Below are 26388 nucleotides of genomic sequence, written 5' to 3' on the forward strand. Positions count from 1 at the left end.
TTCAGGAATCATCCTTGCCGCGATGTGCAGGTAGTGCGCACACATTGCGAAATTTCCTTGTAACTCACTGAAATACAACGACCGTACGAGCGCGCAATGTGCGGGCTTTTATCTTGCCATCGCAACTTGGTGAGTAAGCGTCCGGTCCCTGCACCCAATGCGGATAGTGCAAAATCGCAGCATGTGGGGTTCCTTCGTAGCATGGAGGATCTCCGATGAATTTGAGACATTTCGAGAACGCCGCGCGGCAATCCTGGTGGCTGGTTCACATCGAGGCATGGCGTCAGAGCGGTCTGGATCGGACGAACTATTGTCGTCAGCACGGCCTTTGGAAGTGCACGTTCGATCGCTGGCTGAAGTATCTAGCCGGCAAGGAAGCGGCGCGCAAACATGTGGAATATCAGGCGGAATTGCGCCGCCAGAAGAAGCTCGAGGCGCAAGAAAAGCGCCGGCTGAAGCGTGTCCGGCTGCGTTTCAGCGTCAGCACGAACATGCGTCATCGCGGTCTTCAGGTGTGATTTTTCGTGGAATGAGGACCCTGTTTGAGGGGTGATTTTCGTCCAAACGGGACCCCTTAACGATGGGGTCATCAAGATGCCTCCGGTTTGATCGGAGGCATTTGTGTTTTGGATGTTGGTCGTGGAGACGATTGCAAAGATACGGCGCTTGTCGCTGGTGCAGGGGAAGTCGATCAAGGCGATCTGCCGGGAGTTGGGGATCTCCCGGAAGGTGGTGCGCAAGGTTCTGCGTTCGAGCGAGACGGAGTTCCGCTACGAGCGCAAGCATCAACCTTATCCCCGGATGGGCGCCTGGCGTGACGAGTTGGATCGGCTGCTATCGGCGAATGCGGCCAAGTCTCAGCGGGAGCGGCTGACACTGATCCGAATCTTCGAGGAGCTTCGCGGCCTCGGCTATGACGGCAGCTACAGTTCGGTATGGCGGCATGCTCAGAGCTGGGAGGCGGATCGCGGCAGCGCCGCGGCCGAGGCCTACATTCCGCTGAGTTTTGCGCCCGGCGAGGCCTACCAGTTCGACTGGAGCCACGAGATCGTCCTGCTCGACGGCGTGACGGTCACAGTGAAGGTCGCGCACATGCGGCTCTGCCATAGCCGCATGTTCTTCGTGAGGGCCTATCCGCGCGAGACGCAGGAGATGGTGTTCGACGCGCATGACCGGGCGTTCGCCTTCTTCCGTGGCGCCTGCACGCGCGGCATCTACGACAACATGAAGACGGCGGTGGACGCGATCTTCATCGGCAGGGATCGCCGCTACAACCGCCGCTTTGCCCAGATGTGCGGGCATTACCTTGTCGAGCCGGAGGCCTGCACGCCGGCGGCCGGCTGGGAGAAGGGTCAGGTCGAGAACCAGGTTGGTCTGGTGCGCGAGCGCTTCTTCACGCCGAGGCTGCGCTTCAAGACGCTGGAGGATTTGAACGGCTGGCTGGCCGACAAATGCGTCGCCTACGCCAAGGCGCATCGCCATCCCGAGCAGGGGGATCGGACTATCTGGGAGGTGTTCGAGGAAGAGCGCGCCAGCTTCATTCCCTATGCCGGACGTTTCGACGACTTCCACTGCATTCCCGCATCGGTGTCGAAGACCTGCACGGTGCGCTTCGACAACAACAAATACTCGGTGCTGTCGAGCGCCGTCGGCCGGCCGGTCGAGATCCATGCCTATGCCGACCGCATCGTCATCCGCCAGGATGGCGCGGTCGTCGGCGAGCATGCACGCTCTTTCGGCCGCAACGAGGTCGTCTACGATCCCTGGCACTACGTGCCGGTGCTGGCCCGCAAACCGGGCGGCCTGCGCAACGGCGCGCCTTTCCGGGAATGGGTTCTGCCATCAGCCATGGAGAAGGTGCGCCGCAAGCTAAGGGCGGCCGATGACGGCGACCGGCAGATGGTGTCGATCCTCACCTGCGTCCTGACCGACGGATTGAGCGCGGTCGAGGCCGCCTGCCAGGAAGCGCTCGAGCATGGCGTCTCGTCGGCGGCGGTGATCCTCAACATCTTGGCCCGCAGCCGCGATCCGGCGCCGGGCATGATCCTTTCCATTCCCCAGGCGCTGAAGCTGGCTCACGAGCCGGTCGCCGACTGCGCCCGCTATGACAGTCTCAGGAGGACGAACGGCCATGGAACGCACCGAAGTACTGGAACTGATGGGAGCGCTGAAGCTCTACGGAATGCGTAGCGCCTATGACGAGATCATGGGCGTCGCCATCAAGCGACAGCACGAGCCGCCCAGGATCGTCGGTGATCTCTTGCAGGCCGAGATATCGGAGAAGCAGGCCCGCTCCATCAAATACCAGCTCGCGGTCGCCAAGTTGCCGCTGGCCAAGGACATCGAGGACTTCGACTTCGCCGACACGCTGGTCAACGAACCCCTGATCCGCGATCTCGCCGGCGGCGCCTTCGTCGCCGATCAGCGCAACGTCGTCCTGGTCGGCGGAACAGGCACGGGAAAGTCGCATCTGGCGATCGCCATTGCCCGCTCACTCATCCGCAACGGCGCACGCGGGCGTTTCTTCAATGTCGTAGACCTGGTCAACAGGCTCGAGACCGAAGCCCGCTCCGGCCGCCCGGGCCGCATTGCCGATCACCTGACCCGGCTAGACTTCGTCGTGCTTGATGAGCTCGGCTATCTGCCCTTCGCCCAGGCTGGCGGGCAGTTACTCTTCCATCTGGTCTCGAAGCTCTATGAGCGCACCAGTGTCATCATCACCACCAACCTCGCATTCGGCGAATGGCCAAGCGTCTTCGGCGACGCCAAGATGACGACCGCGCTGCTCGATCGGCTTACCCATCATTGCGAGATCGTCGAGACTGGAAACGAATCCTGGCGCTTCAAAAGCCGATCTCAAAGCTGAAGTCGAAAAGCCAATCAGCCGCACCCGATCAGGCTGCGCAACCCAGACCAGCTTCGCCTGATCGGGCGCTAACCGGCGTGCCCTTCACTAACCACAAACCGGGGTCCCTTTTACATGAAAAACCAGGGTCCCGATTCCGTGGTCATTGACACACCATCGCCGGATCGATCGAGGCGCGGCCTGCGATATCGCGTATCGATGCACCGTCATAGCCATGCTCGGCGAACAGTTCTCTGGCAGCGTCGAGGATCGACGTGCGGTCGGATTTGCTCAGCTTTTTCGGCTGATTCGACGATGCCGTGGTGCTGGGAGAACTGCTCGGCGACGTGATCAACGGCGTCCGTCCGGAAAGCGAGCTTGACCTGTATGAGGCCTTCCGTCGCCCTCGGCGCAGGAGGTGATCGAATTGGCGGGAAGATTGACGAACATGGCGATTACTCGCGCCCCGCTGTTGCGCGTCCTGCGCAATGTCGCTTGGTCTGGTCAACAGGATCCCTCCGATCAAGCTCGGGATCACCTTAAAACTTTCAGGCCTCAGTCGAGCAAGAATGGCGACCCTGCCAGCGCACTCGCAGCCTGGCCTGCGCAAACAGCCGACGAGGAGCAAATTCAGGCTCGTCGCCTGAATTAGAGCGGGTTTAGAAAAACACCGGGGGGCAACGCCGGCGTCTGGCCTGCCGGTCAAAGGCCCGCGCGGACATACCTCCCGGCGTGGCCGGGCGGTAGAGCCCCAACCTCAGCTATGCTTTTCGATCTCCTGAAAGCCACTGCGGATGGCATCAATCAGAGTCGCTATCGAATACGGCTTCTGCACCCAGCCGAGCGGCTTGGCAGCTTCCGCTCGAAACCTGACGTCGCGGTCGCCATGGGCAGTTGTAAAGATGCACCGTATACCTAACTCGCGATACAACTCCAGCGCCGCATCGACGCCGTCCCGCTTGCCAAGCAAGCGAATGTCCATCAGGACCAGCGCTGGCTTGATCGAAAGCGCAAGACCAATTGCTTCATCGGCGGTAGTTGCCGGCCCTGCTACCTGGAAGCCAGCGGCATGGAGCCCAGCCTCTATGTCCAGAGCGATCAGATAGTCGTCTTCGACGATCAAGATCATCTGGCTCGGCCTGCTTTCGGCCTGTCCGCCGCTCAGATCGTCTCGAGAGAAGACCACCTGAGGCCTGAAGCCGCTCGCCCCCGCGCTTTGGCTCGACTCGGGTATCGCTGCTTTAGGGCGCAAGGCCATTCTCCTGGGGCATCTGAGAAAAGGTCACGGTGCATCTGGATGGGTGTCGCTTGACTTCGAACCTTCCGCCGATTTGACGCACCAGACCTTCGACGAGTCGCAGGCCCGAGGAAGACGAGCGCACCGAATTCAGTTCGAAGCCGTGGCCCTCGTCCTCGACCTGCACGCTGACATCTTGATCGCTACGTCTGATGGAGACGCGAATGACTCCGCGCCCATTTGCCGACAAGCCATACTTTACGGCGTTGATCAGAAGTTCGTTGATGATAAGCGCCAGCGGCATTGCAATGTCGTTCGGCAGTTTGATTGGATCTACCTCGCAGACCAATTGAACGGCCGGTGGAAACATCTGCTTTGCCGTCTCGCAAACAGCTCCCAGAAAAGGCTCTGCGCCGAAGTTTACGGCGTCGGGAGTGTCATAGAGGACCCTCTGAGCGGCAGCCATGGTCGCCACCCGCTTGCTGGCTTCATCGAGAACGGCTCGAGCTTCCGAACTCTTGCTGGTCCTGGCTGCCACCGAAAGCAGGGACTTCAGCATCATCATGTTGTTCTTCACACGATGGTTGAGCTCATCGAGCAGTATCCGTTGCTGAGTTTCAGCCTGCTTACGCTCGCTCACATCGACCAGCATGTTTATTGCGCCGGTGATGTTTCCAGCGGCATCCCGCATCGGTGTCGGATAGGGAATGAAAGGAATCCTGGTCCCATCCGGCCGCTCGGCAACCGCTTCATATCCCCGGATGGGCCGGCCTTCCCGAAGTGAGACGGCCATCGGACATTGATCGTGAGGAAGCGGCGTACCATCGGGGCAGTAGAGCTTCCATGTCACGCACCATTCGTCGGTCCCAATCACAGGGGTTCGGCCGGCGAGTTGCACAGCCGCCTCATTGAAATAGGTGATCTTTCCGTTGCGGTCGGTCGTGTAGATCGCGGCAGGAATGGCGGCGAGCAGGTCTTCAAGCTGGCGTTGGCTGTCTTGTATCTTCGCTTCGGCGATCTTTTTGTCCGTTATATCCCGGGCGATTTTGGAAGCTCCGACGATGCGGCCTGACGCATCGCGCACCGGCGATATCGTGAGAGAGATATCCACCAGCGTTCCGTCTTTGCGGCGGCGAACCGTTTCGAAATGATCCACCAGTTCGCCGTTGCGGATGCGCCCCAATATCAGCGGCTCCTCATTCAGTCGATCCTTCGGAATGATAGTGGTGATGGACTTGCCGATCATCTCCGCAGCGGTATACCCAAACAAGCGCTCGGCACCGGCGTTCCAGGTCGCGACGATACCGTTGAGATCCTTGCTCACGATGGCGTCGTGGGATGATTCCACGATTGCCGCCAATCGCTGGGTCGCTATCTGTGCCCTGAAGCGCTCAAGGCCGAACCCGAGCTGGCGCGCGATTGTGCGGGCGACTTCAATTTCTTCTGCTGGGCAATCGTGCGGCTCGTCGAAATAGGCCATGAACTTGCCGAGCAGACGCCCACCTTCCATTATCGGCACGAAACAGACCGCACCGATCCCTTCTGTTTGAATTGCCTGCCTCAAACTGCTGGGGAGATTGGCGCGGCCCACATCGGGAATGCATATGGGCTGCGGATCTCGATCCGACGCGGACCACGGCGAATGCCCTTCCACTGCGTCCCGATAGGAGTCCGACAGACCCCGCCAGGCCACAAACTTCATGCGGTCGCCTTCCAACAGCAGAACCGAAGCACGCTCACATCTTAGCCCGCGCTGGATCGCGTCAAGCGCGGCCTCGTAGACATCGTGCCGGGTGTGGGCATGCTGCAGCATTTCCGTCAGTTGATGCAACGCAGCCTGCTCCTCGGCCCTTCGGGCGAGCGCCGCCTCAATCTCTTTTCGCTCGGAGACATCGTGCTGCACGCGTACCGCGTAGCGAAACTTACCGTTGCGGTCGAGAACACTCGAGGACGTTACGACAGCCCAAAACAGCGACCCGTCTTTGCGTACGAACCGCTTCTCGATCGCGTAGCTTTTGATCTCACCGGCAACCTGCTGGCGATATCTCGCGCGATCCGCCTCGACGTCGGCAGGATAGGTCCAGTCGAAAACCGGTCGACCAATCAACTCCTCCTGCGCATAGCCCAGGAGATGGCACAAATGCCCGTTTACCCGCAGCAGCCGGCCCTCCGCGTCAGCCTCCACGATTCCCACGCCGGCGCTGTTATAGGTGAGGGCAAGCCTCTGTTCCTGTTCGCGCAATAACTCTTCCGCCTTGACCTTTTCGGTCACGTCGATGGTGATGCAGCGGGTGTTGAGGAAACGTCCACCGGCGGTGCGCACATTGGATGTTATCTCAACCCAGCGGGCGGAGCCGTCCCTGGCGCGCAATCTGGCGCGATAATGCTGAATGTTCTCGTACTGGGAAAGGCGGCCCAAAATGTCCTCGATTGCCGCGGGATCGGCGTGAACTTCGCGGATGTTGCGGCCGATGTATTCGTGCGGGGGATAGCCGAGCAGGTCCAGTTCGGCTCGATTGGCGCGCAAGATGGTGCCGTCTTTGGCGACAATGTGGAGAGCCACGGCTGCATTCTCGAAGAAATCCTCCAACTCGCTACCGGAGAGCAGGGCCGCACGGTCAGCTTCGACGTTCCCGGTACGCTCGAGGGAACTCGCGCCAGAAATGCCGGAAGGCAAAGCTCGTTGTTCCATGAAATCGTGATATCCCCTTAACTCGTCTTAACAGCTGATCTCTCAATAGGTTCCAACAAAGCTGCCGGCGCTAGGCAGCAAGCCCGGCGTCATGATCATGCCACCATTTCGAAACCGTTTGCCGGGGGCTTACACGGCATGGCGGCCCTGACTTTCCGCCGCTACGGCATCAAATCGTGATTAGAATGGGATACCAAAGCCAAGGATCGAATACGGCGCCCTTCCCGGCCTCGAAGTCTGTCTAGATTTTTAGCATCTGACATTCATTGCGCATCGCTGAGCTTAAGCGACGGTAACGGTCGGCAATAAAGACAATCACTTAATCTTAAAGGCGCATTAGCGCCATTCTGGACGCTGCGTGCCTTCCGCGTCAGCGCCCCATCGCCGCTGAGAACCCAGCGCCATCTGCGGCCTGCAAGTCAGGCGTGTGGGTGTCATTCGGGTAGACCAGAGGCGCGCATTGCTTCGATAAGAGGTCCCGCGAGCACCGGCACGCAACCGATGGCGGAGCACTGACCGGTGCTGCTGAAGTTAGGTTGAAGTTGTGTCACGCGCTCGGCAGCCGCTTTCGCATCCTCCATTCGACCGAGTTTAGCAAGCGCTGCTGCGAGGAACATGTGGGAGACACTGAAACCTGGTTTGCTACGAATGGCCCGTTGCGCGGCCACCGCAGCATCTTCATAGCGACCCCGAAGAAAGTGACCCATGCAAATGCCGTGCAGCGCCGCGGTAATCCACGGATCGAACGGACTAAGTCGGATGCCCCGCTCGCCCCAGTCGATTGCACGCTCTGCTTCCCCTCCCCAGCCCAAAATCAACGCGCCCCAAGAATATGCCCACGCTGCCGACGGGGAGATTGCAAGAGCGGCCTCGAACGTCTCCTGAGCCAGCGTACGGTTATGTTCGACAAGACCAATCGCGATTGCGGCATAGACAAGCGCTGGTGCATCGTCGGGGCCAAGCGCCACTGCAATATGCGCGTGCCGTATCGCCGCTATGCGATTGTCCTCGCGCCTTCCCGCTCGGAGATACAGTATCTCATTGCAAAACGCCGTTTGGCCATGCGCGAGTGCGTAGTTCGGCTCAAGTAAAAGTGCGCGTTCGAGGAGTGGCATTGCCTGCGACGCGCCTTCCGGCATTCCAGTATCCACCAAAGGGGTAGCACGTAGCACAAGGTCGTAGGCGTCGAGATTTTCGGGGCGTTTGCGCTTGGCGCGTTCAATTTCGGCTTGGCGCACGCTGGGCTCGATTGCGGCGACGGTGCTTAGTGTAATCTCATCCTGCAAGGCAAAGATGTCATCAACGGCGCGGTCGTAGCGATCTGCCCATATGTGTGCGCTGGTCTCCGCGTCAATGAGCTGGGCTGTGATCCTTACTCGTTCGGTCGCCTTTCGCACGCTCCCTTCCAACACGTAACGAACACCTAGTTCCCGTCCAACTTGCCTGATGTCAACGGACCGTCCCTTGTATGTGAATGTTGAATTGCGGGCGATCACGAACAGCCATTTAAAACGGGACAGCGCGGTGATGATGTCTTCCACCATACCATCGGCAAAGTATTCCTGTTCTGGATCCCCGCTCATATTCTGGAAAGGCAACACGGCAATGGAGGGTTTGTCAGGGAGCGACAGAGGCTTGAAAATCTCTTCGGAGGGAATTGCCACCCCACCGACAGTGTCACCGAGCCCAGTCGCTGCGTACGTCCTCACCGGCTCTTCGATGTTCTTGAACTGCTTTGCCCCAAGATCAGTGAAGGCGATGGGCAGAACCTTTCTGACTTGCCCATAGGTCTCACCAGAGACGCAAACGCCTCCCGGTTGCGCCAAGCCTTGCAACCGCGCGGCGATGTTAACGCCATCGCCGAACAGATCGCCAGCGCTTACCATCACGTCTCCCACGTGAATGCCGATACGGAAGTTGATGCGTTTATCAGATGACAGTCCGGCATTCGCTTCAGCCAAGGCGGCCTGCGCTTCCACGGCGCACTGCACGGCATCCACAGCGCTCCCGAACTCCGCAAGCACACTGTCCCCCGCCGTATTGGCGATGCGGCCCCTATGATCCGCAATGGCCTTGTCGAGGATCGCACGGCGCTCGGTCAGCGCCTTGAGCGTGCCGACCTCGTCAGCACCCATCAGTCGGGAATAGCCTTCAACGTCAGCCGCGAAGACCGCCACCAGGCGTCGCCGCACATCGCTTGATTCCACCACTGCGTGCCCCTAGGTGCGCCAAGGTATTTTGGCGCAAGCGGCGGCTCAGTCAATCGATCGCCGCGACCCGGCACCAAAATCTCCGCTTTGGGTCATCCGCCACCGGGTCGAACCGACTGGCAAATCCGGCCAAGTCCGCTTTGACGCGCAGAGACCTTCCAAGCTAACCAAGCAGCGGATCTAGTGTCCCACTTTGTTCAAAAGCATCCGCAATTCGGACTTTCCGACCGAGAAAGTTCGAAAAGCTTCCAGGAATCCCAATCGATCGCGAATTGTAGAACTAGTTGACGACCGATGTTGGCCGGAAGCGGAGCGGCGGTTTTGGCTCCTGAGATGAAAGCGGACCTTCGGAAGCGATCGGTTGACCCGATGTCCTGCCTGTCCCGCGTGTTGAGCAGGTAGCCCGGCTTCGCGCTGTGGTTAGCGGAATTTGGCAGACGGCGTGACTACAGCGCGCCTTGTGATATAATGCGTCCCTAGGTTCGAGGAGGCTTCCCTGTTGGGGTCGTTCGCTGGCGTCCGAAAGGTGTATCTCCAGTGAAGTGATCGGCAGCTCACGTTGTTAGGCATTCAGCGAGGGCGGGGACTGTCATGACAGCTTCAGTAAAAGTGCGGCGGCTTCGCGCGGACGCCTCGGGGCTCAGTCGTTTTGACACTTTCGAGATCGAACGGGCGATGACCATTTTTGCGCCGCCCGCCCTTCCTTTCCCGGTCTCGAAGCCTACATCGGCGTCTCGCTTCGTCTTGCTTCAGTTGCCTGCCGGGTGGATTGGAGAACGTCATCCGTCGCCCGCCCGACAGATACTTTTCTGCTTGGCCGGTTGCGTTCGGGTCACTCCGGGGGCCGGCAAGCCCGTCACGGTCGGCGTCGGCGACACGTGGCTTATGGAGGATACGACCGGATCCGGTCATAAGACGGAGGTCATCTCGCACGTGCCTTTCGAGGCGGCTGTAGTTCAAATCCCCGACGAAGAGCTGCGTTAGCAGCGCAACTAGCTCGCTCGGTGTGAAATTGCGCGCCTAGCACTGCTTGATGCGGTTGTCTCGGAAATGCTTGTGTAGCCAGATGATGTCTATCACGACGCTGGCCGGCCAAAGCTTCCCGGTCTGAGAATCTTCGCCTCGCGGACGAGCGAATTCCAATCGAAGCCCCCTGAGCGCCACCAGTTCGATCGCTTGGCTTCGGTGATGCCGGTGTGCTTCGACAGTTTCGAAACGCCATCATTTTGGGGGATCATCAGGCATCTCCCGACGAACGGCATCCAAGGTTTGTTTGGTCGGCCCGCCACAGAAAGCCGCGCCTTGTCGCCGCCGCAATGCCCTGGATGAGCGATCTCAGGGCTGCCCATTCGGCCAGTAGAAACTTCCGGTCACGGCCACGCGCGGCAGCACAACAGCGACGTCCAGGATCGCTGTCCGCTTGCACGCCAGACAGTGGACATACATGCCCCTGTAATCTTATCAATGAGGAAGACCAGCCTTGCGATAACCATCGGCAAAATGGTCCAACACTCCAGCGTCCCGGACCGGTTGGCGCGATGCCCATTGGGTAATGGTAAAGCCGGGATTGTTTGCAAGAAAAACCTGGGCTTCGCGAATTGCTTCGTCGTGCCGTCCGAGTTGGGCAAGGCTCGCCGCGAGAATTCTCCGTGACCCCGTTCTATACGTCGCCTCCGTGCGCAACGTTTTGACGGCCGCTTCATAGTCTTGCGCCGCGTATTGAACCAGGCCTAGTTCCCAGTAATACCAACCCGACGGGTGTGGATTGAGCCGAAATGCCTTCGTTATGAGCTCGGCAGCCTCCTTCGGTCTTCCCGCCATCACGGTCAATTCTGCACGCATAACCATCGCATCGGCATGGTTCGGATCGAGCTCGAATGTTGCGGCGAACTCTTTCTCTGAATCTGCCCAGCGGCCTGCGGAAGCCAGCAGGTAGCCGAAGATCCAGTGATTTGAGCCGTCATTTGGATCGAGCGATACCGCTCTTTCCGCCAGGCTGATGGCCTCTGCCAAGTTCGAATCGGCACTGTCGATGGCGTTGCTCCAAAGCGACCAAAGATTGAAGCCGAGCCACCGAATGGCTTCGGCATAGCCAGGATCCAGGGATATCGCCTGCTTCAACAGAAGGATCGATTCGCGAACCGCTTCCGGAGAACCGCCCATGGATGCAATCAACGCTCTTGCCTTCACGCATAGTTCGTAGGCATCGAGGTTTGCCGGACGATTGCGGACCGGCAGAGGCGTTCTCAACTTGCCGATCAACGCCTCGACGATCTTGCCTGCCACTTCATCCTGTACGGCGAACACATCCTCGATGTTCCGGTCGAAACGATCGGCCCACAGAAGGTCGCCGGCAATCGCATCAACCAGTTGAGCGTTGATGCGAATCCTGCCGCCCGCCCTTCGGGCGCTGCCCTCCAGCACAAATCGGACACCCAGATCGCGCGCAATGACGCGCACGTCGGTCGTCTTGCCCTTGTATGCCAGTGATGATTGCCGTGCGATCACCAAGAGCCCAGCGTATCGCGACAGATCCGTGATCAAGTCTTCGGTTAAGCCGTCGGTAAAGATGCCCTGCTTGGAGTTCCCGTCTAGGTTGGCGAACGGCAGGACCACAATCGAGGCTTTGGCCGGCATTGCGGGATCGGAACGTCTCGTCTTTGCATCTTCAGTCGCATGCACCCGATCTTCGTCGACAAGATATCCCCGCCGCGGCAACGTTCTGATCAACCCGTACGCGCCCGGGCCTAAGGCGCGTCGAATGTCCATGATGCATTGGGCGAGAGATTCATCGGAAACGGTCACCGTCGGCCAGACTGCCGAGACGAGCTCATCTTTGCTCAATATCCTGCCAGCGTTCTCGATCAGGTAGATCAGTAGCGCGAGCGACTTGGGCCGCAACTCGACGTCGGCGCCACCTCGCAGAAGCCGCCCTTGACGAAGATCAAGCACAAGGCCGTCAAACTCAAAAAACATGCATGACCATGTCTGAATGTCGAGAAGTTGTCGACCGGCGAATTCCACCTTTTCCAACTGATGCGGCTTTAGTCCGCCGCTCTTCCGACGTTTCTGCCGATCCAGATACGCTTCGGCCGGTCGGCTCGATCAACCCGCCAGGTTCATCGAGACAAATCGAAATTTCATTTCGATTTAAGGCAAGTTTCATGGGGCTCTCACGACGCCGAACGGCCGAGAGCGGATGATCTCCGGGTTCCCCCAGCGCGAGGTTTGCGACTGGGACATCTCTGGATCGGAGAACATCAATGTCTTCAACCAAAAGTTTCCAGTTGTGGAAAGGCGACCAGCTTCCTGCCCGCCCCCTGTCGGCCCGATTTACCGCAACCGTCGCTCGCGCCGCCAGCTTGCTCATGAAAGGCCCAATCCTGCTATGGCAATTCTGGTGTATGCGCAGCGACTTGGCGGTGCTCGCCAAAATGGATCGGCGTGAGCTCGCCGACATCGGGTTGTTACCGACGGATATCGGCAACGCGCTGGCAAGTATCGGTCCAGACAAGACCGGCATGCTGGCCCGCGTCGTGAACGAGCGGCGCCACCGCAGAGAACAGTAATTGCGGCCCGGGAACAATCCATGCCGACGTCGTGGCCGGTCAGCAGCGAGCCACCCCAACACACGGGTTCGTTCTGCTCCCGGAAGCGGTCATCCGGCCGGAAAACGCTTGATTCCCGAGCTCCCAGAAGGAAAAGTCACGCCGGTTTGTTAAATCCGATGCATACTGCCGGCCGGCCCCGCTGGCTTTTTTTGGCGATGATCGCGCCCTGCCCTTGCACGTCCGCTTTGGTGGGCAGCAGCGCTGACCACACGTAGGAAGACCGACACCGTCGAAACTAAACCGGATCTAGTGCACCACCTTGTCCATGAGCACCCGCAATTCGGGCTGTGGCGCGACCCAGAATGTTCGAAAGCTTTCCAGGAACCCCAGTCGGAGTCCAATTGTCGAACCGTACAACGGCCACTTTGGGCTGACAGCATCGCCGATTACCCTTTGGTGAATGACGGAATCCATAGCCCCCGCGCGACGAATGGAGTAGAGTGTCCCACAAATCGGTCTGCGAGCGAACGTCGCCCGGAGGTTTGTCGTGACCGTCACCAAGCGAATACGGTTGCCGATGGCCTCGCTGAGGGTCAAGCCCGTCAGACTAGCATCGGATCGGCTTATGTGTATTGTCGCGCTCTTTGCGTGCATTGCTTGGCTCGGAATTGCTAGCGGTGCGGTGAGCGCAGGGCCGCTTCATGACGCTGCGCGGGAAGGCGATGTCGGCAAGATCGCCGCGCTGCTGGCACAAGGCGCCGACGTGAATGATCGCGACGAGAACCGCGAGACCCCGCTTATCGATGCCGCGCTTGCCGGCAAGACCGCTGTCGCAGTAGTGTTGATCGAGGCCAAGGCCGACATCGAAGCCCGCAACGACCGCGGCTTTACCGCGCTGCATGCGGCAGCCTACTCAGGAAGCCTGGACATTGCAAAATTGCTGCTCAACCACGGAGCCGAGGTCGACGCGTTGAGCATGCACAAGATCACGCCGCTACATGTGGCAGCAGAAGAGAACCAGGCGGCCGTCGCCGAGCTGCTGATTGCGCGCGGTGCACAGGTGGAGGCAATCCAAGAGTACGGGTTTACGCCCCTGAGCCGAGCGACTTTCTTTCAGAGCGCGGAAGTGATGGTTTTGCTCAAGAAGTACGGGGCGAAGTGCCAACCCAGGGCAAAGATCGGGGCGTCGTATGTGGACTGCCTCGCGGCCGGCGACTGACTGGAGGCCGCCCCACTAAGACCATCGGAGGATGATATGACAGCGAACCGTTCCAGAGCGCCTTGGAGTTTCCTAACGTTCGCGTGCCTTCTGGTCGTTAGCACCGGTGAATCCTACGCTGACGGTGTGAATACGGGATACTTCGGCAACGTGGCCATACTCGGCTACGATCCGGTAGCATATTTCACAGACGGTCGACCGACCAAGGGTTCACCGGAGATCGCGAAGAAATGGCTCGGGGCGACGTGGTATTTCGCAAGCGCAAACCACCGCGACGCGTTCGCTTCCGAGCCCGTCCGCTATGCCCCTCAATACGGCGGCTTCTGCACGCTGGGCACAGCATTCGAACAGGCATCCGCGAATATTGACCCGGAAGCCTGGCGTATCGTCGACGGCAAGCTCTACCTTTTCTCGGGTAAGGAGGGCCTGGAGGAAGACTTCGATGCTGCCCCGGCCCCCATCATAGCGAAGGCCGACGCCCAATGGCCAGGAATCGAGGCAAAGGAATTCAAGGCCAGAGCTGGAGCCAACTGAGCTAACTCAAGGCCCTCTGAGTTGAACCGGGTGTGTCACGGCGACACCGAGAAATACCATACCGCGACAGAGTCCGGCAAAACATACTCGTCGCGCTTTTCGCTGCTCCCTTGGGGATTGCGATAGACCGGGGCGCAGAACTTGCGGCCGAGTAGAGTCGCCGAGGATCGAGTGCAGAAGAGGTTGTTCTCCAGAGTGAACACGCCGGCGATTATGCCGTTTTGGGAGCTCATGGCGAAATCTCCATTTGCACTCAGCTCCATCACAAACGGTGCACCGTTGTGTTGATGTCCGACCCAGGTCCGAGCATCCGCCAGAGCCCGTATAGCGGAGGCATCCAGGCGATCCTCATCCCACCCGCGGAAATCGAAGCACCGCTCCGGAAGCCCCGCCAAGCGAAGGGCGTCTATCCGATGATCGAGATCCTGTTGCCGCCGATGGTGGGCATAGACGACACGAAAACCAGCTAGGTTCTGGACGGGGATCTTCTTAAGGATTGCCGCAACCGCGTCGTGCGCCACGGCCATTCGGCCCAACCGAGCGTTAGCCATGGCCAGGGTTTCGAGGCCGAGGTCGCTACGCTCTTCCGGCTGGACCTGGCTCAGCGCCTGCAGGGACTTTTCGTATTGACCGTTCATGTAAAGCACGAAGCCGTAGTAGTCGAAGACCTGCACCCGCGGCTTGGGATCGAGTTGCAGCACACGTTCCATCGCCGCCAGCGCCGCCGGGTTCTGGCCGGCATAAGTCAGCACGATCGCCAGGTTGAGCTCTGCCTCCGCGCTATTCGGGTCGAGCGCGACAGCTCTCTGGACCGAGACGAGAGCCTCATCCCATTCGCTATCCAGCATCTGCAGGATACCGAGCACGGCATAGGCGCGCGAGGACTGGGGGTTGAGCACCAGCGCTCGACCTGCCGCCTCGTAGGCGCGCTGGCGAGCGACGGCGCTCAGCATGAGGCGCTGGAAGTCGAAGCCTAGCACGTCCACCGTCGCCCGGGCATATCCCGAATAGGCGTCCGCGAATGCAGGATCGAGCTTGATTGCGTTTTGATAGAGGGAGAGTGCCTCTCCGAGAGACTTGTAGTCGATTGCATACACTTTTTGCTCGGCTCGGATATAGAAATCATATGCTTCCAGATTTTGGGTCGGGAGGCGGGCTATCTGAGTTTTTTCACCTGCTGTCAGACGTATCGAAAGTGCCTCAACGATTTGCCCGATCACTTCGTCCTGAAGGGCAAATAACTTGGAATAGTCGCGGTCGTAGCGCTCTGCCCAGATGTTACTTCCTGTTTTAGCGTCGATGAGCTGGACATTGATCCGAACTGAGTCTCCCTCTCGGCGGACGCTACCTTCGACCACGTAGTGGACATTCAACTGCTCAGCGATCTCGTGGATGTCGAAGGATCGATCCTTGAAGGAGAACGAGGAATTGCGGCCGATGACGAGGAGTCCAGAGATCTTCGAGAGATCGGTGATAAGATCGTCTGTGAGCCCTTCGGCGAAGTAATCCTGAGCCGGGTCGTCACTAAGATCGCCAAACGGCAATACAGCGATGGAAGGCTTGCCCGCCGCTGAATCGACCGTATCGGGACCATCGCCCCGAAGAAACGCAATTGCTTGCGGCCAAACCGTCAGCGCAACCACTGCCGCCAGAGCAAGGAAGAGCACCGCGGCGCCGATTACAGGCCATCGTCGAGAGCGCGACTCTCGGGTGATTGTCGCCTGCTCCAATAGCACCCGGTAAACGCGGACCGGCTCAGGGATGTTCTTGAGACGCTGTTCACCCAGTGACTTGAAAATGAGGCCGAGCTTGTTGTGTGCCTGATCGTAAGTCGTTCCGGAGATGGCGATACCACCGGGATCACTCAGCCCCTGCAGCCTGGCGGCGATGTTGACGCCGTCGCCATAGAAATCGTCGCCGTCGATGATCACGTCACCCAAGTTGATCCCTATGCGGAACACGATCCGGATATCTTCGGGAAGGTCGAGGTTCTGCCGTGCGACGATCCCCTGAATTTCGACCGCGCACGCCACTGCGTCCACGACGCTGGCGAATTCGACCAGTGCCCCATCGCCTATGAGTTTGACGACGCGGCCGTGGTACCCACCGATCAACGGTTCGATGATTTCGCGGCGAAGCGCCTTGAGCCGGGAAAGTGTGCCCGTCTCGTCCAGGGCCATCAGGCGGCTGTATCCCACCACGTCGGCGGCGAGGATAGCGACCAACTTCCGTTCCAGATGCTGAGCCTGTTCCACTGGGGAGAATTATAAGGAAAGCGCAATGGCAAGACCATACGCACCGGCCAACGGAAGCTAGCAGCCAACAGTCTCTTCTCCGATGAGCTACGTTACAAAATCGGCTACAAGCGTTCGCCTTTGAATTCCGAAAAGGTGATGTTCGACGGAAAGTCGGCTCCTGGCGCAACCGCGACATACAGCGTGTGCCGACGTCAACTTTCGGGCGACGGCAAAGCTTGCCCTTACGGCCGACATCGGCACGCTATGGAATGGCAATGAAGGACCGCACGCCCGCCTTGGCTACGACTCATGAATGCAAGGGGTCAAATTCCACCTCGCGTTGCGGTGGCGGTTACGTGTGGGTCTCGACGCCGGGAACGCCGGTCGCCCAGATCGATCCCAAAGCCAATACACTTGTCCGCAAGTTCAAAGGTAACTCGTTCGGCGACGCTATCCGTCACGGTGCCGGTTCGCTCGGGGTATCGGGATCGACCATCCACCGGATAGAGCCTCCAAAATAGGGCGATTGCATATTTGACAGACCCAGAGCGATTTAGCGGCGTGTCCGACCGCTCGGAGCAAATACGCATCCTTGATGACAACGCCATCCTTAAGCGATTATGAATATCACATGGCCGTGCTAAACGCACCCCCTACGGCAGTGGCACCGGTGTGTCGGCGAGTGTTCTGAGATAGGCGATCACGTTCAACCGGTCGGCCTCATCAGGCACGCCGCGAATATCCATGTTGACGCCGGGCGTCGTCAGCGTGGGACCGGCCAGGAAGATGTTCAAGTCCTCGTAGGTCCAGTTTCCCTCCCAGCCCAGCAAGGTCTTGGAGTAACGCTCGAATTTCGTCGATGCCTTGTCCCGCCCAACTACGTTCCATAGGTTCGGCCCGATGGTAGGAAGTTCCTTTGGCCGCACGACATGGCAGGGTGCGCAAGTGCTTTCAAAAAAGGCCCCGCCTTTGATGGGATCGCCTTTCGCAAACCGGGCGGAAATCGGCTCCGGCTTCAAGATGACGACGCCATGCTCCAAAAGGTAGGCGGCGATGTCCTCATGATCGTCATGCTTTGCCAGATGGTAGGCCGTGATGATGCTCGGCCGTTGATTGGGATCGCCCTGGACCCAGATGGCGTTGACGTCAGCGCCGGCCTCGACCAGCACCTTCACGCAGTCGAGGCAGCCACTCGCGACCGCGAGGATCAGCATTGGCTCGCCCCGCGTCTTGTCATTGGCGTCGGCGCCATGCGCCAGCAGCAGCCGGATCATGGCGGCGGCGTTTTTCAGCACGGCCACGGTCATCGGCCGGCCGAGCTTCGCCTCCTTGTTGACATCGGCACCGCGTTTGATCAGTAGCGCCGCTGCATCGACGTGTCCGCCGCGCACCGCCAGGAACAGCGGTGTTGCCCCCTTCTCCTGCTCCTCGATGTCGGCGCCTGCATCGAGCGCCGTCGTAATTGCGTTCAGGTCTCCGCTCTTGGCCGCGTCGTGGAGCGCACCGCCATGCGCTGTTGTAACGGCACATAGCAAGAGTAAGAAGCTAGTGAATAAGCCCTGCATTTCGGCATCCCTCCGCCGACAAGTAGAAAGTACACCCGATGGGCGCCCGGTTCTATGTATATTAGCTGGCACTAATGGTGTACAATGACCTCGCCAATGTCAGTTGCCGTTGAGGGGCGGCTCCGTCGATGCATGCGGTCGGGACAAGACAGGTGACCTGCTTTGCAGGCGTGATCGCCACCGCCGCGGTAATTGAGGGAGGTGCGGCGTTGGCCCACGGTCCGGATCGGAATTGGGGCTATCCCCCAGCTTGCTGCCATGGCGACCCGGTCACTGGCGACTGCGGGAAAATTCCCAGTTCAACCGTGACGCCCCGGCCAGACGGCTACGTGGTTATCCTGCGACCGGGCGACCATCGAAAAGTCACTCATCAGGACCGCTACTTCGTGCCGTACGATGTCGTCATCCCCTCGGGGGATGGCAACTTCCACATCTGCTTACATCCCACGGAAGAAGACGAAAACTGCTTCTTCGCACCGCCCGATGCGATGTGAATGTACCTCTATCTTCGCGCGATAGAGCCTGTGCCCGGCGGGGCGAAAAAGCACGTCCACCGAAACCTGTGATAGGTCTCGAAACTCATGTGCGGCGCCAGCGACCGATAGAACGTCATCAGACGCTCGCAAATATGATATTGATCATCTGGCGAGGGCTGGACGCGCGTTCTCGGGATGAACCACTCCGGCTCCTGTGGTTCGTTCAGATAGAATGGACGTGGCGGCCGGACGAAATAGCCGTCCTTTGACATCCTCACATAGTCTGGATCGATTGAGTGACAGTCTTTATCTCCGCAGCAGTCATAGTGGAGAACTGGGTCTGTCTTACCGGTATACCATTCATGGGCCTCTGCGTTGCCGAACAGCGCGAGCCAAGCCAATGCGAAGCAGCACTTTCACTGCACCATCAAAATCCCCTCGCAGTTCGCATATCATATTAATACATCGCTAATAATCAGGCTGGAGGTCAGCATCGGCCGCCGCATAGGTCGGACGATTGCACTCTCTGGTCCGTCTCCCAAAAGTCCTTAGGGACGCATGGCGAAGCTTCTCTTCACCCTTGACGAACTTGACCTGCCCCACCAGACCCGGCTTGAGCCCCTTGGCCTCGTTCGGTGAGCCCTTTCGGCGTTGGAGCCGCATCCGTGTCGCGCGATCCCATGCACGCGCGTTCGTTCTCCAGACGGGTGCTCAAGGGTGGTCAACCCGCGCGAGCAGCGCCTGGACCACGGGGAGCATGTTTATAACGGTGATCGCATCACCCGCTGCATTTGGGTGATCCCTGTCCGCTTGCAGCAATTCCGGGTGCCCAGTCACGCCTTCCTTGAAGTCGGGGTAGAGCAAGTCTCCATGCTTGGCCGCCAGCTCGGAGAACATCCTTGAAAACGGCCCGGCATAATCAGCCCCGTGCCCAGCAGAGAGGGTAGACGAGCAGTAGTCATAGGCTGCCGTTCCAACCACAAGCACTGGCACCCGCTTCTCGGCGAGGATAGTCAGAATGTGATCAATGTTCGCTCGCGTCTCATCCAGTCTGATACGGGCGCAGTCGTTCTGACCCAACTCAAGGACCCAGCATGGTTGGCAGGGTTCGCCTGCAGGTCAAGGCCCTCCTTAGTTTCCGCCAGCCACGTGAGACTCGTTTTACTGGTCGCTGTGTATCCCAATTCGACAATTGTCCCCGGGTGCCCGGCAGCGATCAGCGCGGCCTTTAGCTAGACGCAAAGGTCCCCGGGGCAGCTACTCTCGGCAGCGCAGGCCACCGCATCAACCACGCTGTCGAAGGCAACAAGCGCGCCGTCGCCCATCAGCTTGACAATCCGGCCACGGTGCCGCGCGATGGTCGGATCGATCAGTTCTGCACGGATGGTTCTGAGCCGCGCGAGTGTGCCGGCCTCGTCGGTCTCCATCGCCTTCGAATAGGCGACCATGTCTGCCGCCAAGATCGCCAGCAGCTTCCGATTGAGAGAAGGAACCGCCATATGCGCCTCTTTACGGCAGAAACTTACACCCTTGGAAACGCCGGAGCCAGAACGGACCGTTGGCAGCGCGGTCAGTGGTGGGGCTACAGCGGACCGGAATGTCAGGCTGCGGGTTGTTCTGAAATTCACAGAGCGAGTTGACATCTTTCGCGCCTAGCCGCTCCATTAGTCGTTCCTAAAATGGAGGGAGCGATGGCGTACACATATCGATGCAAGGACTATCCGGGAATGGAGGCGTGTCCCGGTAGCTTCACGGCCGAAAGCGCGGAAGAGGTTATGAAGCACGTTGAGCTTCACGCCAAGTCAGCGCACGGGGAAGACCCTAGCCAATGGTCCAAAGAGGATCGGCAACAGCTGCAGGCGATGATGATTGCCAGCTAGGCCCGCTTCTTATAGGGCCCGCGAAGCATTGGCTTTTCGGCCTCTTTCGCCTCGATTAGCGCAACGATGTCGGTAATCTCCCAAAGTTTGTCGGCAACGCCAGCGGCCATTGCCGGCGTAACTCGCAGCGTCTTATGGGTGCGCACGAAGTTGTAATACATGAAGTGCAGAGCGACCGCGTTGGCGTGAGCCTCCACCTTCTTTGAGAAGCCGTTAGTCAGGCGGGTGAAGCGGCTCATATGCATGCGCATGGTGAGGTTCTGGCGTTCGGCAAACGACGTGCTGACGTGCTTGGGACGCTCGGTCAGCTCCCTATCGCACAATTGAGCACCCTCCGTAATGGTTACTTTAGTAGATACTGATATGCTTACCTGTGGCCGGGCTGACTCACAACATCCTGGCTAGGCACGGCAGTCACATAGCCGCACACCCAAACGGCGCTGTCGGGCCGCCTATGGGCATCGCGTCCAGCCTTTGCTCTTCTCGGGTTTGTGAACTGTAGGTTTCGATCGCTACTATCGCCGCTTGATAAAGCTCCCTGCCCCTCGGCAAAGTATCGAGTGTCGGGTACCGCCAATCCGTGTTTCACCAGGTCCCATCCGAGATCGATGCCTCCCACGAAGCAGACGCCGACGTCGTCGTTGTAACCGTTCTTGCGCTCAGCGTTGCTCAAGAGGAAAGATGACATTCCGAGTTTGGCGCCAGGTGTCTAAGGCGCGCCATGTCGCTGGCCCTCCGGAAGATCTCCAATTGCCGCCCGACGCTTAGCTTTAAAGCCGCGATAAGGCGCGCTTGTACGCCGCACACTCGGTTGGTCCATCCAGCGGAAACGGAGGCGCAAAAAAGAGCGCCGCGGGGTCGTTCGGATCGAGTGTCTGAAATGGAGGCCGGAAGCGGACGGTCCGCTTGTAGTAGAAGGAAGACCCGACACGGACGTTAGATCTCAGGATCCGACGTTCTGACCCAGGCGGACGTTATGGGTCCAATGCGCTTACGACATCCAGCGTGATAGGATAGCGCACGGCCCAAAGCTGGCGCTGTTCCTGGCACGAGAGGCGCGACCCACCTTAGTGTTTGAGGTATAGTGTTCGAGCAAAGCCTCCACCGCCTGGGAGGTAGGCACGTGGATATTCGGGTATGGCTGGTGAGCCTCGGCCTCGGCGAATATGCCGACGCCTTCGGTAGCCATGACATCGATGAACAGGTTCTCCCGAGCCTGACCGCCGACGATCTAACGGCGCTCGGGATCACATCGATTGGCCACCGGCGCAAGTTGCTAAGCGCTATTGCGGCCCTCGCCGAGACCCCTGCCCGGCCTATGACGACCGAACCCCCGCCCGCACCCGCGGAGGCTCGCGTAGAACGGCGGCAACTCACTGTGATGTTCGTCGACCTCGTCGGCTCGACCGAGCTTGCGCAGGCGCTCGACCCGGAAGACATGCGCGAGATCATTCTCGCCTATCAGCAGGCGGTTGCACGTGAGATCGCCGGCTACGACGGGCGCGTCGCCAAGCTGATGGGCGACGGCGTACTCGCCTATTTCGGCTGGCCACAGGCGCACGAGGATGACGCAGAACGCGCGGTGCGAGCCGGCCTCGCCGCTGCTTCGGCCATCGGCCGGTTGAACGACCCTGGCGGCAGGCCGCTAGCGGCGCGAGTCGGCATCGCCACGGGGCTGGTTGTCGTCGGCGACCTGATCGGCGAAGGTGCTGCACAAGAGGAAGCCGTTGTCGGAGACACGCCCAATCTCGCTGCGCGTCTGCAAGCACTCGCAGAACCAGGCACAGTCATCATCGCCGACACAACGCAAAAGCTGACAGCGGGGCTTTTCGCGACAGCTGACCTCGGTGAGCGTCTTTTGAAAGGCTTTGCCACCCCGGTGCGATGCCGGCGCGTTGTCGGCGAAACAGCCGTCGAAAGTCGGTTCGAAGCGCGGCATTCCGTGCTTTCACCTCTGGTCGGGCGAGACCGTGAGCTGGCACTCCTGCTCGAAAGCTGGCACCGCTCAGCAACGACAGAGGGTCGGGTCGTGCTTCTCAGCGGCGAGGCGGGCATTGGCAAGTCGCGCCTGATTGCGGCCCTTGCGGAGCGGGTTGCCGCCGAACCTCACACTGACCTGCGCTTCTTCTGCTCCGCGCATCATACCAACAGCGCACTTCATCCTCTCATAGCGCATCTCGAGCGAACGGCGGGTTTCGTCAGTGACGACAGCGCCGATAGCAAGTTCGACAAACTCAAGGCACTGTTCGCAAGGCTCCAGCTGGAGACGGACGAAGCGCTGCCGCTGCTGGCGATCCTTTTGTCGATCGATGCAGGCGGACGCTACCAGCCTCCCAGATTGCCCGCGCCGACGCTGAGGGCGCGCACGCTCGCGGCGTTGATACGGCTGGTCGAGGTATCGGCGACGAACAAGCCAGTGCTTGTGCTGGTCGAAGACGCCCATTGGATAGACCCGACGACGGCGGAGTGGCTCGGGATGCTGGTTGAGCGCCTCCCTGGCCTGCGTACGTTGTTGGTGGTGACGGCACGACCGGAATTCGAGCCGCGCTGGAAGGCGCTATCGTCTGTCGAGATAATGATGCTCGGACGGCTCGAACAGGAACACGGCATAGCGATTATGGAGCGCGTTGCGGGCAACAGAAAGCTGCCGCGCGATATTGCCGACCGGATCCTTGCCAACACGGAAGGTGTGCCGCTGTTTGTCGAGGAACTGACCCGCACGATCCTCGATTCCGGGCTGCTGCGAGAGGTCGAGGGGCGCTATCGCGCGATCGGGCCGCTGCCCGACTTGGCAATTCCATCGACCCTGCAGGACTCGCTGATGGCGCGACTCGACCGGCTGTCGCCGTTCAAAGAGACGGCTCAGATCGGCGCCTGCATCGGGCGCATCTTCGGCCACCGGCTGCTCGCTGCGGTGAGCGGTACCGACCATGCGCGGCTCGAGGATGCGCTCCACCAGCTCGAACGGGCAGAGCTGGTGTTTCGCAGCGGCGCCGCGCCGGAGGCAACCTATACGTTCAAGCATGCGCTTGTGCGCGACACTGCCTACCAGACGCTGCTGAAAAGCCGGCGCCAGCAAATCCATGGTCGGATCGCAGAGGCGCTCGAGGCCGATTTCGCCGAAATCACCGAAGCCGAACCCGAGACGGTCGCGCAGCACTACACACTGGCCGGACTGGCGGGTAAGGCCGTGCCATGGTGGCTGCGGGCGGGGCAGCGCGCGATGGCAAGGTCTGCCAACCGTGAGGCCGCAGCCCACTTCAGCAAGGGGCTTGAGCTTATCGCGTCGCTGCCCGCCTCCGAGACCCGGCTCAGGGAGGAAGTTTCACTGTGGACTGCGATGGGCTCGGCCCTCGTCCCCGCCAAAGGTTGGGCCGCCCCGGAGCCCCTGCAGGCGTTTTCGACCGCGCGGGAGCTTGCCGCGCGGCTCGGCGACAAAATCCAGCTATTTGCAGCGGTGCGCGGCGAGAGCGGCTGCCGAACGATCTCAGGCGACCTGCGCGCCGCCGATGCTCTTGCCCACCAGTGCAAGACGCTCGGGATGGAGCTGGCTGAGGCATCCGGCGATTCTGAATACCTGCTTGAGGCACACCATCAGCTCTGGGGCGTCAATTTTTATCTCGGCAGGTATGAGTCCGCTGAATCGTTTGTCAGATTTGGTCTTGCGACCTACGACTATGAGCGGCATCGCCACCTTGCGTGGGGCTATACCGGGCACGATCCTGGCGTCTGCTGCAGGTCTTTCCATGCGCAGATGCTCTGCATATGCGGCAAGCCTGACGGGGCGGTCCAGCAGGCAAGGGAAGCCGTCGCTCTGGCCCAGCGCGACTCGCATCCCCTTAGCCTGGCCCAGGCACAGATGGCCCTCGGCGTTGTCCACCTCCTCCGGCGAGAGCCCGCAGAGGCGCGACATTGGACTGAAAAAGCCATTGCGGTGTGCACCGAGTTCGCCCTCCCACTGCTGCTGGGGCAGGCTCGCGCCTTTTTCGGTTGGGCGCTTGCCGGTCTGGGAGCGTTGGACGACGGGATTGGCGAGATGCGTGGTGGGATCGCAGCGATGGCCGCGACCGGCGCCGACATGGGGATGGCCGCTTATCTATGCGCGCTCGCCCGGGCCTGTGGCGAGCGCGGCGAGGCAAGCGAGGGACTGGCCGTTCTGGAGCAGGCGTTCGGCACGCTCGCCAAATCAGGCTCCACATATCAGCTGCCCGAGCTATTGAGTGCGAAGGCGGAGTTGCTGTCGCGGCTGGACCCGCGTGGCGACGTCGCCGAAGATCTTTTGCGACGATCTTTGGCCGCCGCCCGCGAGCAGGGCGCGATATTGGCCGAGCTGAGAGCCGCTTTTCGCCTCGCGGGACTTTGGGCCAATCGCGGCCGCGACAAGGAGGCGCGATTGTTGCTCGCACCGGTCTATGCGGCTTTCAACGAAGGCCTCGACACGCCTGACCTGAGGGAGGCCGGACGCCTACTGCAACGGCTTCCGCAAGGAGCAACTGTGAAACCCTAGGGAGGAGTGCGACATGATCAACCGAATGTGGATCGGCCTGCTGGCGGTCGTTGCACTGCTGCCACTTGGTGGCCGGGCTGTTGCGACTAGCGAACTCACGATCCTGTGGGCGGAATGGGATCCGGCCAACTATCTGCAGGAACTCGCCAACGAGTATGAGAAAGAGACCGGGGTCAAGGTCACGGTCGAGACTGTGAACTGGCCCGACTTCCAGGATAAGGCGTTCATGGAGTTCAATGCCCACGACAACGCCTACGACATGGTCGTCGGCGATTCGCAATGGCTTGGAGCTGGCGCCACGGAAGGCCACTACGTCGAGCTGACCGATCTCGTGAAGGAGACCGATCTGACCAAGGTCATGACCCCGGCGTCGATGACCTATTATTCCGAATATCCAAAGGGCAGCGGACGCTACTGGGCTGTTCCGCTAGAGGCCGACGCGGTCGGCTGGGCCTACCGCAAGGACTGGTTTGAAGACCCCGCCGAGAGGAAAGCTTTCAAAGACAAGTACGGCTACGACCTCGCCCCGCCGAAAACCTGGATGCAGCTCCGCGATATCGCCGAGTTCTTCTACCGACCGCACGCCAACCCGCCGCGCTATGGTGTGGCGATCTATACCGAGCAGCACGGCGATGGGCTGATCATGGGCTTCATGTCCGAGTTGTTCAGCTATGGCGGCGAGCTCGGGGACTACAGCACTTGTACGGTCGAAGGCATCGTTAACTCGCCTCAGGCGATAAAGGCGCTTGAGGCTTACAAGAAGCTCTACTCCTTCACGCCGCCAGACTGGGGCAATACCACCAATCGAGAGGAAGACCTGGCGATCACAGGGAGTCTGGCGGCAATGAGTATGAATTTCTTCGCCTTTTTTCCAGCACTCGCGAACCCAGCGATAAATCCGAACGCCTCCGCGACGGGATTCTTCGCGAGCCCGGCTGGACCAGGCGGAGATCGATTCACGGCGCTGGGTGGCCAAGGTATCTCGATCGTCTCTTATTCGCGCAAGCAAGCGGAAGCCAGGAAGTTCCTTGAATGGCTCGTTCGCGATGACACTCAACGAAAATGGGCGGACCTTGGCGGCTATACTGCCGACGCCCACATTCTGGAGTCGGAGAAATTCCGCAACGCTACTCCGTACAATGAAGCGTTCTACCAGAGCCTATTCGTGGTGAAGGACTTCTGGGCAGAACCTTACTACGCCAAGCTCATCGAGCAGATGAACGCACGTCTGGCACCCTATCTGCTCAAGGATGGCGGATCGGCAAAGGGGACGCTCGACGGGATCGCAGCCGATTGGAAGACGACGATCGCCGAAAACGGCTGCAAATAGCCGGGACCAGCAAGGCCGCTTCTTGCCAGAGAAGTAAGATAACGGACCTTCAACCTGCAAGGTCAGACGTCGTCACTTGATCCACGCCAGCCACACGGCAGCAGC

At 59.9% G+C, this 26388-nt stretch carries 22 protein-coding genes and 1 pseudogene; 12 read left to right on the top strand and 11 right to left on the bottom strand.

The features are described from left to right. Positions 1 to 215: 215 nt before the first annotated feature. The 3 genes from P9230_RS00140 (at position 216) to istB (ending at position 2866) form a co-directional block, all read left to right on the top strand. Positions 216 to 518, top strand: a complete 303-nt coding sequence (locus P9230_RS00140; RefSeq protein ID WP_278116879.1) for a hypothetical protein — start codon at positions 216 to 218, stop codon at positions 516 to 518. Between the two features lie 112 nt (positions 519 to 630). Then, entirely contained in the window at positions 631 to 2190 is a 1560-nt protein-coding gene (gene istA / locus P9230_RS00145; protein WP_278118297.1) for an IS21 family transposase, read from the top strand. Beyond that, positions 2132 to 2866, top strand: a complete 735-nt coding sequence (gene istB, locus P9230_RS00150) for an IS21-like element helper ATPase IstB (protein ID WP_278116881.1) — start codon at positions 2132 to 2134, stop codon at positions 2864 to 2866. Before istA ends, istB begins: the two co-directional genes overlap by 59 nt. Positions 2867 to 3008: 142 nt before the next feature. Here the strand turns inward: istB and P9230_RS00155 are convergent, their stop codons facing one another. The 4 genes from P9230_RS00155 to P9230_RS00170 all read right to left on the bottom strand — a co-directional run bounded on the left by P9230_RS00155 (position 3009) and on the right by P9230_RS00170 (position 8984). Beyond that, positions 3009 to 3200 (bottom strand): helix-turn-helix domain-containing protein, encoded by a 192-nt coding sequence (locus tag P9230_RS00155; RefSeq protein WP_278116883.1) that lies wholly within the window; start codon positions 3198 to 3200, stop codon positions 3009 to 3011. Positions 3201 to 3602: 402 nt separating this feature from the next. Beyond that, complete coding sequence (locus P9230_RS00160) at positions 3603 to 4097, bottom strand: response regulator (RefSeq protein WP_278116885.1); 495 nt, start codon at positions 4095 to 4097, stop codon at positions 3603 to 3605. Next, entirely contained in the window at positions 4087 to 6774 is a 2688-nt protein-coding gene (locus P9230_RS00165; RefSeq protein WP_278116887.1) for a PAS domain S-box protein, read from the bottom strand. Before P9230_RS00165 ends, P9230_RS00160 begins: the two co-directional genes overlap by 11 nt. Positions 6775 to 7208: 434 nt before the next feature. Continuing rightward, entirely contained in the window at positions 7209 to 8984 is a 1776-nt protein-coding gene (locus P9230_RS00170) for an adenylate/guanylate cyclase domain-containing protein (protein ID WP_278116890.1), read from the bottom strand. A gap of 591 nt (positions 8985 to 9575) precedes the next feature. On the opposite strand from P9230_RS00170, the gene P9230_RS00175 reads away from it, so the two are divergent. Continuing rightward, positions 9576 to 9968 (top strand): hypothetical protein, encoded by a 393-nt coding sequence (locus tag P9230_RS00175; protein WP_278116891.1) that lies wholly within the window; start codon positions 9576 to 9578, stop codon positions 9966 to 9968. Between the two features lie 92 nt (positions 9969 to 10060). Here the strand turns inward: P9230_RS00175 and P9230_RS00180 are convergent, their stop codons facing one another. Then, positions 10061 to 10222: a hypothetical protein gene (locus P9230_RS00180; protein WP_278116893.1), complete on the bottom strand. Its 162-nt coding sequence runs from the start codon at positions 10220 to 10222 to the stop codon at positions 10061 to 10063. A 223-nt stretch (positions 10223 to 10445) separates the two neighbouring features. Next, positions 10446 to 12008 (bottom strand): winged helix-turn-helix domain-containing protein, encoded by a 1563-nt coding sequence (locus P9230_RS00185; protein WP_278118299.1) that lies wholly within the window; start codon positions 12006 to 12008, stop codon positions 10446 to 10448. Between the two features lie 239 nt (positions 12009 to 12247). Between P9230_RS00185 and P9230_RS00190 the strand changes: the two genes are divergently transcribed. From P9230_RS00190 to P9230_RS00200, 3 genes are all read left to right on the top strand, one after another. Beyond that, positions 12248 to 12553, top strand: a complete 306-nt coding sequence (locus P9230_RS00190; RefSeq protein WP_278116895.1) for a hypothetical protein — start codon at positions 12248 to 12250, stop codon at positions 12551 to 12553. Positions 12554 to 13082: 529 nt separating this feature from the next. Beyond that, on the top strand, positions 13083 to 13754 hold the full coding sequence (locus tag P9230_RS00195; RefSeq protein WP_278116896.1) for an ankyrin repeat domain-containing protein: 672 nt from the start codon (positions 13083 to 13085) through the stop codon (positions 13752 to 13754). A gap of 36 nt (positions 13755 to 13790) precedes the next feature. Continuing rightward, entirely contained in the window at positions 13791 to 14288 is a 498-nt protein-coding gene (locus tag P9230_RS00200) for a YHS domain-containing (seleno)protein (RefSeq protein WP_278116899.1), read from the top strand. 35 nt (positions 14289 to 14323) lie between these two features. Here the strand turns inward: P9230_RS00200 and P9230_RS00205 are convergent, their stop codons facing one another. Beyond that, a complete protein-coding gene (locus tag P9230_RS00205; RefSeq protein ID WP_278116901.1) occupies positions 14324 to 16513 on the bottom strand; it encodes a tetratricopeptide repeat protein in 2190 nt (729 codons plus the stop codon). A 287-nt stretch (positions 16514 to 16800) separates the two neighbouring features. Between P9230_RS00205 and P9230_RS00210 the strand changes: the two genes are divergently transcribed. After that, positions 16801 to 17046: a hypothetical protein gene (locus tag P9230_RS00210; RefSeq protein WP_278116903.1), complete on the top strand. Its 246-nt coding sequence runs from the start codon at positions 16801 to 16803 to the stop codon at positions 17044 to 17046. A gap of 132 nt (positions 17047 to 17178) precedes the next feature. Here the strand turns inward: P9230_RS00210 and P9230_RS00215 are convergent, their stop codons facing one another. Beyond that, positions 17179 to 18090, bottom strand: coding sequence for an ankyrin repeat domain-containing protein (locus P9230_RS00215; protein ID WP_278116905.1), 912 nt, complete (start codon positions 18088 to 18090; stop codon positions 17179 to 17181). Between the two features lie 152 nt (positions 18091 to 18242). On the opposite strand from P9230_RS00215, the gene P9230_RS00220 reads away from it, so the two are divergent. Further along, positions 18243 to 18584: a hypothetical protein gene (locus P9230_RS00220; protein ID WP_278116906.1), complete on the top strand. Its 342-nt coding sequence runs from the start codon at positions 18243 to 18245 to the stop codon at positions 18582 to 18584. A 693-nt stretch (positions 18585 to 19277) separates the two neighbouring features. Here P9230_RS00220 and P9230_RS00225 read toward each other — a convergent pair. Then, positions 19278 to 19646, bottom strand: coding sequence for a hypothetical protein (locus P9230_RS00225; RefSeq protein WP_278116908.1), 369 nt, complete (start codon positions 19644 to 19646; stop codon positions 19278 to 19280). A 182-nt stretch (positions 19647 to 19828) separates the two neighbouring features. Further along, positions 19829 to 20065, bottom strand: a pseudogene (locus P9230_RS00230) (adenylate/guanylate cyclase domain-containing protein); the annotation flags it as partial. Positions 20066 to 20257: 192 nt separating this feature from the next. On the opposite strand from P9230_RS00230, the gene P9230_RS00235 reads away from it, so the two are divergent. After that, on the top strand, positions 20258 to 20446 hold the full coding sequence (locus tag P9230_RS00235; protein WP_128203316.1) for a DUF1059 domain-containing protein: 189 nt from the start codon (positions 20258 to 20260) through the stop codon (positions 20444 to 20446). Here the strand turns inward: P9230_RS00235 and P9230_RS00240 are convergent. Next, positions 20443 to 20787, bottom strand: coding sequence for an IS1 family transposase (locus P9230_RS00240; protein WP_278118301.1), 345 nt, complete (start codon positions 20785 to 20787; stop codon positions 20443 to 20445). The genes P9230_RS00235 and P9230_RS00240 overlap by 4 nt on opposite strands. A gap of 782 nt (positions 20788 to 21569) precedes the next feature. Here P9230_RS00240 and P9230_RS00245 point away from each other — a divergent pair. Further along, positions 21570 to 24953: an AAA family ATPase gene (locus P9230_RS00245; RefSeq protein WP_278116912.1), complete on the top strand. Its 3384-nt coding sequence runs from the start codon at positions 21570 to 21572 to the stop codon at positions 24951 to 24953. A gap of 13 nt (positions 24954 to 24966) precedes the next feature. Beyond that, on the top strand, positions 24967 to 26283 hold the full coding sequence (locus P9230_RS00250; RefSeq protein ID WP_278116914.1) for an extracellular solute-binding protein: 1317 nt from the start codon (positions 24967 to 24969) through the stop codon (positions 26281 to 26283). Positions 26284 to 26388 lie beyond the last annotated feature (105 nt).

It is taken from the genome of Mesorhizobium sp. WSM4887, assembly GCF_029625865.1.
Taxonomy (GTDB): Bacteria; Pseudomonadota; Alphaproteobacteria; order Rhizobiales; family Rhizobiaceae; genus Mesorhizobium.

Bases quoted from the DNA above. Each gene is read 5' to 3' on its own strand.
- P9230_RS00175 (WP_278116891.1), top strand. From the start codon at position 9,576: ATGACAGCTTCAGTAAAAGTGCGGCGGCTTCGCGCGGACGCCTCGGGG.
- P9230_RS00250 (WP_278116914.1), top strand. From the start codon at position 24,967: ATGATCAACCGAATGTGGATCGGCCTGCTGGCGGTCGTTGCACTGCTG.
- P9230_RS00235 (WP_128203316.1), top strand. From the start codon at position 20,258: ATGGCGTACACATATCGATGCAAGGACTATCCGGGAATGGAGGCGTGT.
- P9230_RS00180 (WP_278116893.1), bottom strand. From the start codon at position 10,222: ATGATCCCCCAAAATGATGGCGTTTCGAAACTGTCGAAGCACACCGGC.
- P9230_RS00140 (WP_278116879.1), top strand. From the start codon at position 216: ATGAATTTGAGACATTTCGAGAACGCCGCGCGGCAATCCTGGTGGCTG.
- P9230_RS00215 (WP_278116905.1), bottom strand. From the start codon at position 18,090: ATGCAGGGCTTATTCACTAGCTTCTTACTCTTGCTATGTGCCGTTACA.
- P9230_RS00165 (WP_278116887.1), bottom strand. From the start codon at position 6,774: ATGGAACAACGAGCTTTGCCTTCCGGCATTTCTGGCGCGAGTTCCCTC.
- istA (WP_278118297.1), top strand. From the start codon at position 631: ATGTTGGTCGTGGAGACGATTGCAAAGATACGGCGCTTGTCGCTGGTG.
- P9230_RS00200 (WP_278116899.1), top strand. From the start codon at position 13,791: ATGACAGCGAACCGTTCCAGAGCGCCTTGGAGTTTCCTAACGTTCGCG.
- istB (WP_278116881.1), top strand. From the start codon at position 2,132: ATGGAACGCACCGAAGTACTGGAACTGATGGGAGCGCTGAAGCTCTAC.
- P9230_RS00210 (WP_278116903.1), top strand. From the start codon at position 16,801: ATGAAGGACCGCACGCCCGCCTTGGCTACGACTCATGAATGCAAGGGG.
- P9230_RS00190 (WP_278116895.1), top strand. From the start codon at position 12,248: ATGTCTTCAACCAAAAGTTTCCAGTTGTGGAAAGGCGACCAGCTTCCT.